Source organism: Paenibacillus sp. FSL H8-0104, from assembly GCF_038050215.1.
GTDB classification, from domain to species: domain Bacteria; phylum Bacillota; class Bacilli; order Paenibacillales; family Paenibacillaceae; genus Paenibacillus; species Paenibacillus amylolyticus.
Window position 1 is genome coordinate 6,616,802 of sequence record NZ_JBBOTC010000001.1, and the last position, 16,061, is coordinate 6,632,862.

The following is a 16,061-nucleotide window of genomic DNA, read 5'->3' on the forward strand; positions in this document are numbered from 1 at the left end:
GCAGGAGGTTAGCTCCGCGGCCCTTCAGAATTCAAGCAATATCGCTTATCGTCCGAAAGAGGTCAAGGCAGGCATCTTCTCGCAAATGTTAACTTCCGTATATTCAAAATTGGACAGACTTCTCCCGTTGGTCAGAAAAGTATGAACAATGCCAGCCATAGCAATCGGCAGCTGGCTAATACGGTTGTTAAGCATCTCGTGATTCACCTGTCTTCACCTCCCTTGTCATAATTAATGTCAATATATCACAGACGAATGCGTTTCCGCAACCATCCCTTCGCCCAATTCAATCATACTGTACAGTAGTTTCATTCTTACGCTTAATTCCTGCCCCGTCGCCGAAGCATTACATCCCTGATCGCTACCGTAATGAGTGTTAACATTCCCGCGGTACCCAGTGATGCGCCCAGCAGGGCATATCCGATGCCGTTCCACCCGCCAATATCGATGCTGATCATGATTACAACGGCACCGCCGAGCAAGGCCACACATGGCAATATATATTGTACCCACGTCATTCGGCGTCCTTGCAACCGGTAGATAAGCCATTCAATCAGCAGCAGCACCGCCCACATTCCCAATGTCCACAAGATCAGTACTTCCATAAGGTTCCCCTCCTGTTGCTGGATGGATTAAGCCCTTTGTTACAGACCTTACGTTACTTCAACCAATCCGAGAAAAAGTTCCGGTACCCTTCTTTCATTTTCGTGCGCGAAAAAGCACCAAACGCATACTCCCGGTTGTCTTCTGACACACTGCGCGGCGCAGCCGCAGCCATGTTCACCAGTTCAAACCAGTTATCCTCGTTGCCTGCAAATGCATGCGTGGATCGAATGTGACCGTAGCAAGCATGCTCCGGTTTCACGACCATTTTGCCCATCGCCATCGCTTCCGTCAGCGGCATCGCAAACGTATCAAAGGCCGAACAGTTCCAATACACCTTGGATGAGTTCATCAACGTAAATATCTCATCCTGCGTGAGCGCAAACTTCAGCTTCACGTTGGAAGGAATGTCGTACTTCTTCATGGTTTCCTTATAGCGTACACCGCCAAACACCATATATACTTCCTTGTCCGGGTTCTGCCGAGCATATTCCAGAACTAAATCCGGGCGACGATTCGCCTCATCCCGACCGATCCAGAGCACCCGATTATGCACAACCTGACTCGGATCATAGTGCCGGTTCGCCAGCTCTTCGCTAAAGCCAATCGGAATAACGTTCACGTCATGTACACCGAAATTGCGACCCAGTTCTGTTTTTAAAAACTCCGTCTGTACAATCGCTTTATCCACCATCGTATAAAATGGCTTCATCATCTCATATCCCGTTAGCGCGGGATCGGGGAAACTGTGCGGGAACAATACACTCTTTGGTAAGAACATCTTCAAAAACGTAAACCCGGATACGGTGTAGATGACATGCTCTATATTTTGGCTATGAATCTGGTCCAGCACGATATCGTAGTTCACCAGGTCACCTTTCTCATGCTCATAACCCGGCAACCAGTCGTATCCGCTGACATGACGCTCCGGTGAGATGAACACAATATCAACACCCAACTCCAGACCAATCTGCTTCAGCCGATCCGCAAATACGCGTGGCCCCTGTGCTTCCGTGAATTGAATTTTACGCATAACAAGTCCGACTTTACGCAAGCTTCTCACCCCTCATTTCTATTCCTCATCCAAGTGCTTCATGCACTGTTCCAGCGTCGCTGCCGTCTCATGCCACTGGTTACGCAACTGTTCCTTCGGCCACACACATTCCTCACTTCTCAGGTCACCATCAATTAAACGCAGCATCCAGAGTGAGAATACAATAGCATAAGCGTCGTACCATTCTGCAAAAGAAACCCGTTCAATCTGTACGCCCAAGCTCCCCAGTTTGTCCAAATAAACATCCATAACCCGCTCTCGCAATGCAAGCGTAACCGTTCTGGGAAACAGTGGATGCGAGAGATCCACCAGATGATATATATCCCACAGTGGCGTATTCAGATGGGCATGCTCCCAGTCCAAGATGACCAGTCTGCCGTCCACCTCAGCCATGTTACCGGGATGCAGGTCTCCGTGACACAAAACGGTTGGAAGTTGCTCCTCAGCTGTGACGATCAACGTGGTAATCTTGTCCCAATCCGATGAAGACAACCCCATATCCAGTCTGGACAACAGGTCATCCGTAGATTGTCTGTGCATTTGCAACTCATCCAATATTGTGCGAATAGACGGTTTCTGGCCCACGCGAGGCAGCTCACTCCAATCCGTAACAGGCAATGCATGCCATGCTGCCATATGTGCCGCTACGCCGAGCATCGTCGCTTCTTGCGAATCATGTACCAGTTGCCCCAGATCCTCGTAGATCATCCAGCTCTGTGCTGGAGCAATGGTAAGATCCGACGCTGCAATGAGTTGCGGATAGATTGGTGGTAAGCCAGACATCACACGCTTGTACATCCATCGTTCCCGTCCATGCTGTACAGGATTCGTTAACGGTTTGAAAATATAACTTTCACCGCTAGGAACAGTGAATCGCTCCACATATCGTCCGTTCATTCCTTTATACAACTGTTCACGGCTTGTTATATATTGATCATTCAGCATTCCTTCGGGCGTCACCCAGCTGTATGCATCCAACTCTTCGTTCACGCTACCCACCATCCATTTCGTTCTCCCTGCTACTCCGATGTTGATTTCTATTCATCATACGTTGCCGCTCACAAGCCTGCAAGCTTTGGTCGTAAGCGCTTATTCAGTGTCTCAATTCAGAGTTTCAAAATTGCTTATTGCATTTTGGTTAGTAATCACTTACTATACAATCATGAAGAACAAATCTCATGTGGATAGCAAAAAGAAAGATATCCTACAAGCGGCGATGCGCTTGTTCGCAACCAAAGGCGTTGACGGCATATCCGTCAAAGAGATCGGTGACGCCGCCGGAGTAACCGATGCGGCGATCTACAAACATTTTAAAAACAAAGATGCCGTTGCCCTGGAAGCCTTCACCCAATACTGTGTCGACTATACTGCACTGATTGACGGGTATGTTCGACAGGAAGGTCCGGTGTTGGAACGCTTCAAGCAACTGGTTACCGAGGTTCTCCATCTGCATGATGAAGATCCCTACGGACTGCTGCTGATTTCACAGAATCATGAAATATTCATTGAAGCCGGAAGCAGCGAGGATTACCGTCAGCCATTGGATGCGTTAATGGATCTGATCGATCAGGGAATGATGCGGGGCGAACTGCCTCAGCAGGATTCACGGCTCACAGCCGTGCTGGTGATCGGTGCAATTACACGTATGGCGGTCTCCAGTATGCAAGGTGAACTACCGGAGCTGTTGGTACCTTATACGGGGGAAACGGTTCACAGACTTGCATCGATGTTAGGGCAGATACCCCAGGAGTAACAATGGAGATGGGATGAAGCTAGAAATGGATTAGCGGAGCGTAGGGAAAACGACGTGAGCAACTACATTGTTTCCGAAGGAAACAACCTTCGTAAGTTTCCGCTTATTTCGGCTGAATCCCATATTCGATGCAGATGATGCTGCTAGGCATGATTTGTAATCAAATACGGACTTGTTGAATAACTTCTAAAGAGAATCGTCAGCATACCATTAGGATATAAGAATGGATTACCGGGTCACACGTGACCTTTTCTTTTTGCACATGAGGTTAGTGTTCATTAACTAAAATAGTCAGGACGTGTCATCTTCCATGAAAAAAATATTAATTATTCAAGGCAATCCCGTCTCCCCCAGTTACAACGGCGCACTAGCCGAAGCTTACCGTAAAGGTGCGGTGCAGGCGGGTGCCGACGTCCGCATGATCACCCTGAACGAGTTGGCGTTCAACATGAATCTGGAGGGAGGATATCGTAATAAACTTCCACTTGAACCAGATTTGCTACAAGCTCAAGAAGCGATTAAGTGGGCTGAGCATCTTGTATGGGTATTCCCAATCTGGTGGGGAGGACCGCCTGCCCTGTTGAAAGGTTTCGTTGACCGAATCTTCATGCCAGGTTACGCCTTCAAGTATCAAAAAGGAAAACCTTTCCCGGATCAACTGCTCAAAGGCCGCACCGCTCGCATGATCACCACGATGGATGGTCCAAGCTGGTACTTCAAATGGTTCCAAGGTGAGCCTGCGCATAAAATGATGAAAATCTCCACATTTGCACTGACTGGCATCAAACCTGTGCGGATAACAACTGTAGATCAAGTTGGTAAAAAGTCAGATGAACAGAGAAAGAATTGGCTTGATAAGATTGAGCAGCTTGGGCGGAAGATGGGGTAAAGATTTCTGCAAGAAAGCCTCATGGGAAGTATATACTTCTCTCCAGATTTTCACGTTGTAAGTTAAATCAAAAATCTGTGGATACGCGCAATTTGAAGGTAGTCCTGTAATCTGCAAGTGGCACAATTGTAATTATAGTCTGACTTATAACAGAAAGCAGAAATGTGCCTATTCCCAGTTACAAAAAAAGGGTTGTCCCCTACGTCTTGAACAAGACGTAGGGGACAACCCTTTTAGTATTCATTATGATCTAACGAACCGTAAACACGTTATTAGCGCCATTTCCGATAAGTCTGAGGTTTAACGAATCGTAGACGCGTTATATCCTCGATCTGTGTATCATTTAATGATTTTAAACTAGTTTGCACCGGAATAACTTCACTGAGGTTCGTTACATTTTGCATTCCACGCTAAATCGCCATTTAACACTGACTCGGTTCGTTAGCGACTTGCCCATCTACAAATACAAACAACGCATTACCTAAACGAAATACGACCTGATGGATGCTCAGGCAAAATAGCTGTAACCAACTGCTGCACAGCCGGATGATCAGACTGCATTACCGAATCCCCGGCATCACCGCTATATACCAGCTTTCCCTGATCCATCACGGCAATGCGGTCACAGATCGTCATGGCAGCTCGAATGTCATGTGTGATAAAAAGGTAAGACAACCCGTAGGATGCTCTTAACTCTCCCAGTAAGGATAGGATTTGCGTCTGGTGCACCATATCCAGGCTGCTGATCGACTCGTCCAGTACGATTAACTTTGGCTTGAGCGCAATGGCTCGTGCGATGTTAACTCGCTGTAATTGCCCACCGCTGAACTGGTGCGGAAGCTTGCTCCCATCCTCAGGTGTAAGCCCAACCTGCTCAAGCAGTTGTCCGACCACACGAAGTTGTTCTTTTGCCGAAAATCGCTCGTAATTATCCAGTGGCTCACCGATGATCTGCGCGGCAGTCATGAGTGGATTCACAGCCGAATAACAGTCCTGGAATACGACCTGCAGATCGCGCCGTAATCCCTTAAGCACGGGTTTGCTGGATCGATAGATATCCTGACCCTGAAACAAAACCTGACCCTGGCTGGGCTTCTCCAGACCAAGAATGATTTTACCCAAGGTACTTTTACCTGCCCCGCTCGTACCCAGGAGCCCCAGACACATACCCTTTTCGATCGTAAGTGAGATATCTGCCAGCACAGGAGGACGCGCTCCCGAACGATCCAGCCAGTTGCGTTTGCCATAGCTATGGCTTACTCCACGTACCTGAAGCATCAGGTCATCCTCCTCTCTTGTACTTGGCAGAAGCAATCTCCGAAGAAGCCGAATTTAAACATCACCATGTTCATTCCACCCCTCCGCTACCCACTCAAAATACAGTTCATACCCGATCTAAACACTCACTGAACGCTTCATCACATCTGTCATTCGCTATCGTCCCAAAGACATACTGGGTCTGGCATTTAACAACATCCGGGTATACTCATGCTGCGGGTGATCGAACAGTTGGTACACATCTGCCTGCTCCACAATTCGCCCCTTCTGCATGACCGCGACTTCATCCGCCATTTGCGAGATCACGCCCAGATCGTGGGAGATGAGCAAGATGGATGTGCCATACTCCGTACGTAGCCGATCCAATTCCTGAAGCACCTTGAACTGATTCACGACATCCAGTGCCGTCGTTGGTTCATCAGCAATAACCAAAGCCGGTCGCAGGCACATCGATATGGCGATCATCACACGCTGCAACATACCGCCACTCAGTTGGAAGGGATATCGCTTCATCAGTTTAGCTGGTTCGGGTAAGTTCATATCTGCCAAGGCAGCAATGGCCCGCTCCCTGGCAGCTGCTCTGGACATTCCCGTATGCGTACGCAAGGTTTCAATGAATTGAGATCCAATCGTATATACGGGTGTAAAAGCATTCATCGGATTCTGCATAATAAATCCGATTTCCTTGCCGCGGATGCGCCGCATCTCCTCACCTGACAACGAGCCAAGCTCCCGTCCATTCAGGTGGATGCTGCCCGACACTTCCATCCTGCGCGGATCAAGCAGATGGAGCAACGCGTTACATGTAACGGTCTTACCGCTGCCACTCTCACCGACGAGACCGAAGACACGACCTTTTTTCAATTCAAAATCAATGGGCTCCAGTAACGGGACTGAACCCTCCGCTGTTCTTAGATTCACTTGCAGACCACGAACTTCGAGTACCTTCGCTGCATCATCCATCGTTACGTTCACCCCTCATATGCCTTCGATTCCGAACCACTACCTTTTTGCAATGCCATAACGCTCGGATAACGCTTCTCCCAAAATGTTGAACGTAATGACTACGAGCAGAATCAATGCCCCCGGGTAGATCATCAACTCCGGATGACTGCGAATATAACCTGTCCCCTCATGAATCATAGCGCCCCATTCTGCATTCGGTGGTTGAATACCGAGTCCCAGGAAAGACAGAGCAGATATATCCATAATCGCCCACCCCATCTCCAGAGTACCCATCACAACGATCGGACGCTGCACGTTGGGGATGATATGTTTCCGAATAATCGTCCACGAAGAGGAGCCGCTAATCCGCGCCGCTGCGATGAAGTTCCGTTCTTTCAGACTAACGACCATGTTCCGGCAGATACGTGCATAATACACCCACTGTACCATCATGAGTGCTAGAAGCACCTGCATCAAACCTGGACCAAAGATCCCTACAATACCGAGTACCAGCACCAGATTCGGAAACGCCATAATGCCTTCACACAAGCGCATCAACAGACTGTCCACCCAACCACCAAGGTAACCGGAGATTGAACCTACAATGACACCTATGAGCAAAGATGACAGGAAGATCAGGGTAGCAAATCCAAGCGACACTCTCGCTCCATACATCAGCCTAGTGAGATTGTCGCGTCCCAGATGATCCGTTCCGAGCCAATGCTCAAGCGATGGACTCGCCAGCTTCTGCAACAGATTCACCTTCACCGGGTCATGAGGAGCAATCCATGGGGCTAATAACGCGATCACGAAGAAAAGCAATATGATCACCGAGCAGATCTGGATGGCTCTCTGCCCTTTAAATACCGCACGCCATTTGTTTATCAATGTTCTGCCCGTCCTTTCGCTGAAATCCGTGGGTCCATAACGAGCTGCACCAGATCAACGAGCAGATTGCATACGATGAACAGGCAGGCCGCCAGGAAGACATAACATTGAATAACGGGAATATCCCGATTAAATATCGCATCGACAAAATAACGTCCGAACCCAGGCCAGGAAAACACCTGCTCTACAATAATGGTGCCTGTGAGCAGCTTGCCCATACTCATCCCCATTCCTGTAATAAGGGGCGATATGGCGATTTTCAGGACATGCTTGAGCATAATCACTCTTTCGCGAATTCCGCGTGTTCTCGCATACTGTACATATGTCTCCTGCAATTGCTCCAGTACACTGGAACGTAACAATCGGGTGTAGACCGCAATAAGAATCAAGGAGAGAGTAATCGTAGGCAGAACCAGATTCTCCCACGATCCACGCCCCTCCACAGGCAGCCAGTCCAATTTCACTGAGAAAAAGAAGATCAGCAAGTAACCGAGCCAGAATTGCGGAATAGATGCTCCTAAATAGGAAATCGCACGACTGACCATGTCAATCCAGCTATTCTTATACACCGCCGCCAGTATTCCCAAGGGAATACTCACCAAAGCCGATAACAATATACTCCAGAAGGCTAGTTCAGCCGTAGCGGGAATCCTTAGTTTCACTTCATCCCATACGGGTTTGTTGGTGAGATATGAGGTGCCAAAGTCGAGCTTGGCAATCTTCTGAATCGTATGCACATACTGGGTTAATAAAGACTGATCCAGACCGAACTCATGCCGCTTTTGCGCAAGCAGCTCCGGTGTTGGATAGATATGAGCGGCTGTCAGATAAGCCTCGGCTGGATCAACTGGCGATATATGAATAAGCGCAAAGGTAACAAGTGTAGCGATAAATACGATAGGAATGATCGCGATCATTCGTTTACCGATATAACTGATCAACAAAACTTCCTCCCTTTTATCAAGCTACATGACCTTGCCAAGGCCTTACCACTCCGAAATTAAAGTAAATACAACTTATTGGTTGCCCAATTCAATGCCTACAAACGGATTCTCATCACGGTTTGCCGGGAAAATAAAGTTGGAAATTTTCTTCTGATATACCGCCGTTTTCTTAACATACGAGATGGGGACAATCGCCGATTGTTCCTGAAGTGTTGTCAGGATGGAGCCATACAGCTCCTGACGTTTCGTCTCATCTGTTGATGATAGTGCGGCATGTACCTGCTCGTCCAGTTCCTTTTTCATCGGCAAGGCACTGAGCGTCTCAGAGATACCAAATCCTGGGCTCGCTACAACGTTAATGAAGGAATGTGGATCATACGGAGCACCATAGTTGTACCAGAAATACAGGTCAAAATCATTGGCTTTCAAACGTTTGATCTGTACCGTCAGTTCCAGCCCAGTGAGGTTTACTTTAACCCCAAGCTCGCTCCATTCCGCCTGAATGGTCTCAGCCATCGCTTTCTGAATCGGGTCCGTCTTGTCAAAAATCATTTCGAATTCAAGCTGTTGGCCGTCTTTCTCACGAACGCTACCATTCGCAGGCATCTTCCAACCCGCTTCATCCAATAAAGCTTTGGATTGTTCCACATTATATTCGATCGGTTTCAGGTCAACATTGGTGTATGGGTAGTTTTTGGATAGTGCCGTATCTGCCGGTTCTTCCAGACCCAGAGTGATGCCTTCCACCATCGCTTTTTTGTTAAATCCTTGCTGGAGCGCCATCCGTACTCTGAGATCAGACAGCTTCGGATTGGAGGAATTCAGCAGCAGATCTCGCGTACCTACCGGATCAGACAGCTGACTCACATATTTATCGTTGTCACGAAGCTGTTGGAACGCATCCAGACTGATCATACCTTCACCATAGATCAGGTCGAGATCACCTTTTTCAAAAGCAAGCACGCGGGTTTCTGCATCAGGGATGATCTTAACCGTAATCTGATCCACCTTCGGTGCGGTTCCCCAATAATTCGGGTTGCGTTTGAAAACAGCATATTCGTCCTGCTTGTAATCAGCCAGCATCCACGGGCCCGTTCCAACTGGCTCTTTGATGCCTTGGGATGTATCTCCGTCATCCGGGAATCCGGCTTCACCCAGGAAGCGGAAAGGACGAACCACAGACAAATCCTGAAGAACAGGATAGTACGGCTCTGTGAGTGTCAACCGGAACGTGTGGTCGTCCACAACCTCTGTCTTGTCGAGCACACCTACAATGCCCAGCCAGCTATGTGTAGCTTTATTTTTCATCACAGCATCAAAATTCTTTTTCACAATCTCAGCATTAAATGGTGTACCATCTGAGAATTTCACACCTTGGCGAAGCTTAAATGTATATACTTTGCCGTCATCGGAGATGGTCCATGATTCTGCCAGCGCAGGTTCCAGTTTTCCGTCCTTCTGGTAACTGATCAGTGGCTCATAGAGCATGGATTGGGCAAATAATTGCGAAGGATTGTACGTGTGCGGATTCATTGTACCGATATCACGTGGCCATGACATCGTAATCGACTTCGTAGATGTTTGATCCGAAGCAGCAGATGAGGATTCATCTCCACTTCCTGTATTGCTGCAACCCACAATAACGAGTAGCAACAAGAGCATAGTTGCCAGCGTGAGGGCCGAAGATTTGCGATGTTGTACAGACATGAATGTTGAACCCCTTTTCTCTATTTTATGATAATGATTATCATATTCATCCATTAAGAATAGGCAGGAGCCCTCCTTTTGTCAACAAAATTCGACATGGTATGTGTTGTTACTAAAATAGCCAAAAAACCTTTCCTGTGGGAGTAAAGGCTTCTTGACATGAATGTGAATTACAACTAAAAAAATAAGCTCCATCATAATCTGTTATTCCTTGCTCACAGCATGGAAATCACGAAAGTACATATGCAGATATATCACTGAAATCCATCTTCATACGCCTTCTTGTTTCTCATTTAAACTTCTACAGCGATGCCCTCATAGAACCGACGAATAACCTTCTCCGCGGGCTTACCATACACCCCGTATCCGTCATCGGTCAGCGCATCCTTCTCCGCATGCAGATGTGCGCTCCAATCCCATAGACCGAATCCGCGCACCCAGTCACGCTGACTGACATGCCGGAACATCGCTTCATAGAAACGCTCCTGTTCCTCCGCGCTGACTTCGCCTTCCAGCCCCCAATCGTTTGGAACCTGGGCCGATCCGTTGCGGCTGGGACAGCCTGCTTCCGCGAAGAAAAAGGGTTTGCCATAGGGAGCAATCGCCTGTTCAATGCGATCCAGCTGTGCCTCCCAATCTCCGATGGGATAGTAACCACTGGAAGAGATGACATCCACGGCATCCCACCATTTCACATGACCTTCCTGATATTTGTCCGTGTTGTATGACACCAGCCCAGTATACACTTCACGCACACCGGCGATCACCTGGCGCCACTCTTCATCCCGACGCTCGGATTGCACCATCTCACAGCCAACAATGAACATCTCACACTTTTCCTGCTCTGCAATCGCTGCATAATGCTTCTGAAATGCTGTGTAGCTACGGAACCAATCCTTCCACTTCGGCTCACAAGGTACATCGATATCAAAAAAGTTAATATGTGCACGCCATGTGCCATCGGTACAATTGACGGTTGGTTTCAGAATGACACGCAGCCCGAGTGTACGGGCATAACGCATCATGTCCACCAGTTCATCATCCTCCACCAGATGTGTGCCCCGATACTTGACCTCTACCGCCTGCGGATGATCCTGATGTGCCGCCAGTGCAAAAATAACATGAGAACTGCCTGTACGTTCTGCCATCAGGCGCAAAGATTCTTTGGCTTCCGGCTTACGGAAGTCACCCTTGCCACTCATCCAGCCAAATGTAAATCCCTTGATATAATCCATATGCATTACAGCTTGCCCTCTTCATGATCTCCGGCGATGACTTCATCCGTCTCGATCACATAGTTCACGATCTCTTCGATGGTTGTGTAAGCCACGCCCACATACGTGTCGGCGGCGCCGTAATAGATAGCGATACGTCCGGTCTCGGCATCATGCAGTGTTGCACACGGGAAGATGACGTTATCAACGAAACCTTGTTCTTCGTACCATTTTTCCGGTGTCAGCACAAAGTTGGAGGAACGATATTTTACTTTGGAGGGCTCATCCAGATCCAGAATGACCGCACCCATGCTATAGACAAAACCATTACAGGTCCCAGTGACGCCATGGTAGAACATCAGCCAGCCTTCGGACGTTTCGATCGGAGCAGGCCCGCCGCCAATTTTTACCGATTGCCACCAGCCTTGGCCGCCCTTGCTCATCACATGACGATGCTTGCCCCAATACACGAGATCCGGGCTTTCACTCAGGAAAATGTCCCCGAATGGCGTGTGTCCACTGTCACTTGGTCTGGACAACATTACATAGTTATCGTTGATTTTGCGTGGGAATAACACGCCATTACGGTTAAACGGCAGCATTGGATTTTCGAGGCGGACAAATGTTTTGAAGTCATCTGTTTTGGCCAGGCCCAGTGCTGCGCCGTAGAAGTCTGTACACCAGATGATGTAATACGTGTCCTCGACTTTGACCAAACGTGGATCGTACGCATAGTTCGGCATAAACGGATCGCCATTTTCATCTACAAATGCAATGCGTTCCTCTTCAATTGTCCACTCCAGACCATCTTCGCTTGCGCCCATGTGAAGGTGTGGACGTCCATTAACGGTTTCGGCGCGGAATACACCAATGAATTTTCCTTCATATGGTACAACAGCACTGTTGAAAATGCGGGCAATGCCTTTGACCGGATTACGCGGAACCACCGGGTTCGCCGAATGTCTCCATACCGGGCCTTCCGTTCCCTCCGGTTTGTTCTCCCACGGCATATTCAGCAAAGCATCCCCAACAATGTGTACGTTTTTCGTTTCGGCAACTGACATTTTTCATTTCTCCCTTCGGTTAGGCTTTATGAAATGAATACTTAAAATTGCACTAGACCACTTTGATGACAGAACAACCTTCCGATCGCCGTTATCCCCAGATTTTTTTTGATCCCCTTATAAAAGGGAAAAATCCGGTTATAGCGTATGCTTACGGAGCGCGCTTTCTTTCAGAAAGCTTTTAGCGTCCCCTCCGTTTCTCCAGCTTTTTTCTGTCCTCTTCGTTCCTGTGTATTCTCATATGCATTTCATATAGCCTTTCGTTTTTTTATTTAACTGAGCCTTGCGCGAAGCCATTGTAGATGTACTTCTGTAACAGCAGGAAGATGATCATCGTTGGAATAATGGCGATCATGATGCCGGCGCTGATGACTTCCCACTGCGATCCAAACGGTCCCTTGAATTTGAACAAGGCGGTGGATATGACCTGTAGATCGGTCTTTGGCATGTACAGGAACGGTGTGTAGAAGTCGTTATAGATGTTCACACCCTTCACGATAATGACCGTTACAATGGCCGGTTTCAGCAGTGGCAGAATGATTTTCCAGTAGATCGTGAAGTACGAAGCGCCGTCCAGCATGGCGGATTCATCCAGTGCACTTGAGATGGAGCACAGGAACTGCAAGAAAATATAAACCGCGATGATATCTGTACCCAGATACATCACGATGGCCGCCCAGCGTGTGTTGAACAGGTCGAGCGCGTTGATGATCTGGAATGTGGCGACCTGTGTCGTAACACTTGGAATCAGGGTAGCGAGCAGGAATGCCGCGACCATGATTTTCTTACCTTTGAATTTGAACCGATCCAGCACATACGCGATCATGGAGCCCGTTAAGGTCGCTCCTATAATAGAGATGATCAGGATAATAATTGTATTTTTGAAACCAACCAGCATGTTGCCATCCACAAAAGCCTTCGCATAGTTCGCGAAGTTCAGCCAGTTGGCTGGCGGGGCAAGCGGGCTGCTGGTAGCGTATTCCGCATTCGTTTTGAGAGATGCAAACAGGATGACCACGATCGGTAACAGCGCGATAAACGCCGCAAGCACCAGGGAAGCATATTTAACCACGCTCGCAAGGGTGTATTTGAGTTGTGTCACGTTTATTCCTCCCCTTTCATGGTGACGCGCTGCACAAGCGTAACGAGAATAACGATCAAGAGCAGCACCACAGCCATGGCGGATGCCAGTCCCAGCTTGCCATATTTAAACGCCAAATGAACCGTCTGGATTACAAATGTCATACTGCCGTTGGAACCATCGGTCATGATATATGGAATATCGAACGCACTAATTGCGCCGCTAATCGCCAAGATCAGGTTGAGCTGCAGGATACGTGTAATGCTTGGCAGGATGATGTGGCGGAATTGCTGCCAGCGATTGGCGCCATCAATATCGGATGCTTCATACACATCCTTCGGAATGGAAGAGATTGCACCCAGGAAAATGATAAAGTTGAAGCCCATGTATCTCCATACTGATGCACCTGCGAGTGACACGTTGATAATATTCGGATTACCGAGCCAGAGCTGCGTGTATTGTCCCAGCCCTACAGCATGCATGAGCATATCGAGTGTACCGTCCGGTTTGAAGAAAAAGAGGAAGATAAAACCGATGGCTACCCCATTCAGCAAATAAGGGAAAAACAGTATGCCTTTGAAGAAGTTTTTGCCTCGAACTTTGAAACTCAGAATGGTGGCAAAGTAAAGCGCCAAGCCCATCTGTAAGAACGTAGCCACGAAGTAATACAAGCTGACAATAAATACTTTGAAGTATTCGGGATCACTGAATATGCGCGTGTAGTTCTCAAAGCCAACATAATCGAACCTTTTACTGTATCCGTTCCAATCGGTGAAACTGTATTTGAACATGTTGATGACCGGTAAGTATGCAAACGTGAACAGCAACGCCAGCGGAATAATTGAGAAGGCACAGATAATAAATATGCGTTGCGCTGAGTAGCCCCAATTCGAAAGTTTTAAGTACTTCATGCTCTCCACACCTCCAAGCGGTTCTCCCGCCTATATATCGAAAGACTCCCGTCCAATGGAATTCCTGCGGAATAACTGCCGGGGAAGAGCATGGGTACCATGCTTTCAAATACCACATATTCCATGCTCCATTCATATATGGATTCCTATATCCCCGCAGTCCATTCATCACCTGATCCACTTACGTTAATCCAATTATTTCGTGAGTTCTGCTCTTGCTTTGACCCACTTGTCGTTCAGATCTTTCATGATGTCGTCATACGATTCCTTGCGGTTCCCAATACCTGCTTCGATAATGCGTTTCTTGAAGTCAGGCTGCCAGAGACCGATTTCGCCTTCGTTATCAATCTTGTCAACCAGACCTTCCTGACCTTCTTTGGCAGGTGTAAGCGTGGAGAATTTCACATCTTTATATTGATCCAAAATTGGTGGTAATTCCGCGTTTTTGTCTGCATCCATACCGCCGCCCTGTTCAACTGCATAGTTCGATTTCGCCAGGAACCAGTCAATCCAGGCTTTGGCAGCAGGTTTATTCTCACTGTTTACGTTCATGCCGATGTTATAGTCGGCGGAGAGCGGAACCACAACCTCACTAGCATTGGTTGGGAATGGTAAGAATCCAATGTCGTCCGGGGTATCCGTCATACCTTGGATCTGTGTGATGGCCCAAGAGCCCAGTGCCATTGTGGCAATTTTGCCTTTGGCAAGATCTGCTTTGGAGCTTTCCCAGTCGGTTGTTGTTGGATCTTTCTCGATTAGACCGTTCTTGGCTGCATCAAAGAGCACTTTATATAGTTCATAATGCGGCTGACCAGGCACAAAGTTCTCATCTGTGTTCGGTTGGTCCACGTTAACGTAATCCACACTGCCTGCAACGGTTGGCAGATCCGATTCCCATTGGGTGAGAGCCCAGCCGGATGCATAGTTGGTGTAGAGCGGAACCGCATCTGTATTGTCTTTGACCAGTTGAAGCGCAGCCTGGAATTGCTCCGGTGTTTTGGGAACTTCCATAATGCCTGCGTCTTTGAAGACCTGTTTGTTATAAATGATTCCGGAGAACGTAATCACGGTAGGGATACCGTATACCTGACCATCCACCATGCGTTCTTCAATAGCCGTGTATTTGTCTTTCAGTTCATCGTACGTGCCAAGCGGCTCGAAGAAGTCCGGGATATCCGCGATCGGAACACTGGTCGGGATCATCAGTACATCACCATAATCCTTGGTGCTCATACGGATTTTAACTTGTCCTTCGTAGTCGGCCAGCGCCTGAAAGTTAACTTTGACATCAGGATATTCCTTGTTGAACTCTGCTGCGTAGTCTTTGAATACGGTATCAACAATATCTGTACGTTGCGTCAGAACGGTTATTTCACCTTTGATATCTGCCGGATCTGTGCTGATCTCCTCCCCTGCCTGCGAAGATCCACCTCCGGATGAACATGCAGCAAGTAGCGAAGTGATGAGCAACATCGTCAGCAACATCATCCAACCTTTGTTTTTTTTCAATTGTTTCGACCCCTCTCTTAAGTTAATTAAGTTATCGTTAAGGTTACAAAATGAATTCTATTATGGTAACGCTTACCTGTCAATTAAATTATTTATAACTTAACAAGAAAAATTGCGAGTTAATTCGTTGACATCTGTTTTTCAGGGCACTAATATTATTTAATAAAGTTACCGTTAACTTAATTTAATTAGATTGATGCACTATTTTGAAGGAGCGCTCA

General features: G+C 47.7%; 16 protein-coding genes. 2 read left to right on the forward strand and 14 right to left on the reverse strand.

The features are described from left to right. Positions 1-45 precede the first annotated feature (45 nt). The 4 genes from NST38_RS29040 to NST38_RS29055 form a co-directional block, all read right to left on the reverse strand. Positions 46-207, reverse strand: coding sequence for a hypothetical protein (locus NST38_RS29040; protein ID WP_017691697.1), 162 nt, complete (start codon positions 205-207; stop codon positions 46-48). A 113-nt stretch (positions 208-320) separates the two neighbouring features. Then, positions 321-605, reverse strand: coding sequence for a YesK family protein (locus NST38_RS29045; protein ID WP_076251857.1), 285 nt, complete (start codon positions 603-605; stop codon positions 321-323). Between the two features lie 53 nt (positions 606-658). Beyond that, a complete protein-coding gene (locus NST38_RS29050) occupies positions 659-1,657 on the reverse strand; it encodes a glycosyltransferase (protein ID WP_047840852.1) in 999 nt (332 codons plus the stop codon). Positions 1,658-1,675: 18 nt separating this feature from the next. Beyond that, a complete protein-coding gene (locus tag NST38_RS29055; RefSeq protein WP_076251859.1) occupies positions 1,676-2,659 on the reverse strand; it encodes a phosphotransferase family protein in 984 nt (327 codons plus the stop codon). 160 nt (positions 2,660-2,819) lie between these two features. Between NST38_RS29055 and NST38_RS29060 the strand changes: the two genes are divergently transcribed. Together NST38_RS29060 and NST38_RS29065 are read left to right on the forward strand one after the other, a co-directional pair. After that, complete coding sequence (locus tag NST38_RS29060) at positions 2,820-3,410, forward strand: TetR/AcrR family transcriptional regulator (protein ID WP_076252217.1); 591 nt, start codon at positions 2,820-2,822, stop codon at positions 3,408-3,410. 310 nt (positions 3,411-3,720) lie between these two features. Continuing rightward, entirely contained in the window at positions 3,721-4,299 is a 579-nt protein-coding gene (locus NST38_RS29065; RefSeq protein WP_076251861.1) for an NAD(P)H-dependent oxidoreductase, read from the forward strand. A gap of 477 nt (positions 4,300-4,776) precedes the next feature. On the opposite strand, the gene nikE is transcribed toward NST38_RS29065, so the two are convergent. The 10 genes from nikE to NST38_RS29115 form a co-directional block, all read right to left on the reverse strand. Further along, positions 4,777-5,577, reverse strand: a complete 801-nt coding sequence (nikE, locus tag NST38_RS29070) for a nickel import ATP-binding protein NikE (protein WP_076251863.1) — start codon at positions 5,575-5,577, stop codon at positions 4,777-4,779. A 156-nt stretch (positions 5,578-5,733) separates the two neighbouring features. Then, a complete protein-coding gene (gene nikD / locus NST38_RS29075; protein ID WP_076251865.1) occupies positions 5,734-6,540 on the reverse strand; it encodes a nickel import ATP-binding protein NikD in 807 nt (268 codons plus the stop codon). A 39-nt stretch (positions 6,541-6,579) separates the two neighbouring features. Next, the gene (gene nikC / locus NST38_RS29080) at positions 6,580-7,410 is read right to left on the reverse strand and encodes a nickel ABC transporter permease subunit NikC (protein ID WP_036606611.1); all 831 of its coding nucleotides are present in this window, start codon (positions 7,408-7,410) and stop codon (positions 6,580-6,582) included. Then, complete coding sequence (gene nikB, locus NST38_RS29085; protein ID WP_076251867.1) at positions 7,407-8,351, reverse strand: nickel ABC transporter permease subunit NikB; 945 nt, start codon at positions 8,349-8,351, stop codon at positions 7,407-7,409. Before nikB ends, nikC begins: the two co-directional genes overlap by 4 nt. Positions 8,352-8,426: 75 nt before the next feature. Beyond that, complete coding sequence (nikA, locus tag NST38_RS29090; protein WP_076252219.1) at positions 8,427-10,061, reverse strand: nickel ABC transporter substrate-binding protein; 1,635 nt, start codon at positions 10,059-10,061, stop codon at positions 8,427-8,429. A 293-nt stretch (positions 10,062-10,354) separates the two neighbouring features. After that, the gene (locus NST38_RS29095; protein WP_076252221.1) at positions 10,355-11,296 is read right to left on the reverse strand and encodes a glycoside hydrolase family 113; all 942 of its coding nucleotides are present in this window, start codon (positions 11,294-11,296) and stop codon (positions 10,355-10,357) included. A gap of 5 nt (positions 11,297-11,301) precedes the next feature. Continuing rightward, positions 11,302-12,339, reverse strand: a complete 1,038-nt coding sequence (locus NST38_RS29100) for a glycoside hydrolase family 130 protein (RefSeq protein ID WP_076251869.1) — start codon at positions 12,337-12,339, stop codon at positions 11,302-11,304. Positions 12,340-12,607: 268 nt separating this feature from the next. Continuing rightward, complete coding sequence (locus NST38_RS29105; RefSeq protein ID WP_076251871.1) at positions 12,608-13,441, reverse strand: carbohydrate ABC transporter permease; 834 nt, start codon at positions 13,439-13,441, stop codon at positions 12,608-12,610. Between the two features lie 2 nt (positions 13,442-13,443). Then, the gene (locus NST38_RS29110; RefSeq protein ID WP_017691677.1) at positions 13,444-14,331 is read right to left on the reverse strand and encodes a carbohydrate ABC transporter permease; all 888 of its coding nucleotides are present in this window, start codon (positions 14,329-14,331) and stop codon (positions 13,444-13,446) included. 195 nt (positions 14,332-14,526) lie between these two features. Next, a complete protein-coding gene (locus NST38_RS29115; protein WP_047840861.1) occupies positions 14,527-15,840 on the reverse strand; it encodes an ABC transporter substrate-binding protein in 1,314 nt (437 codons plus the stop codon). Between the last annotated feature and the right edge of the window lie 221 nt (positions 15,841-16,061).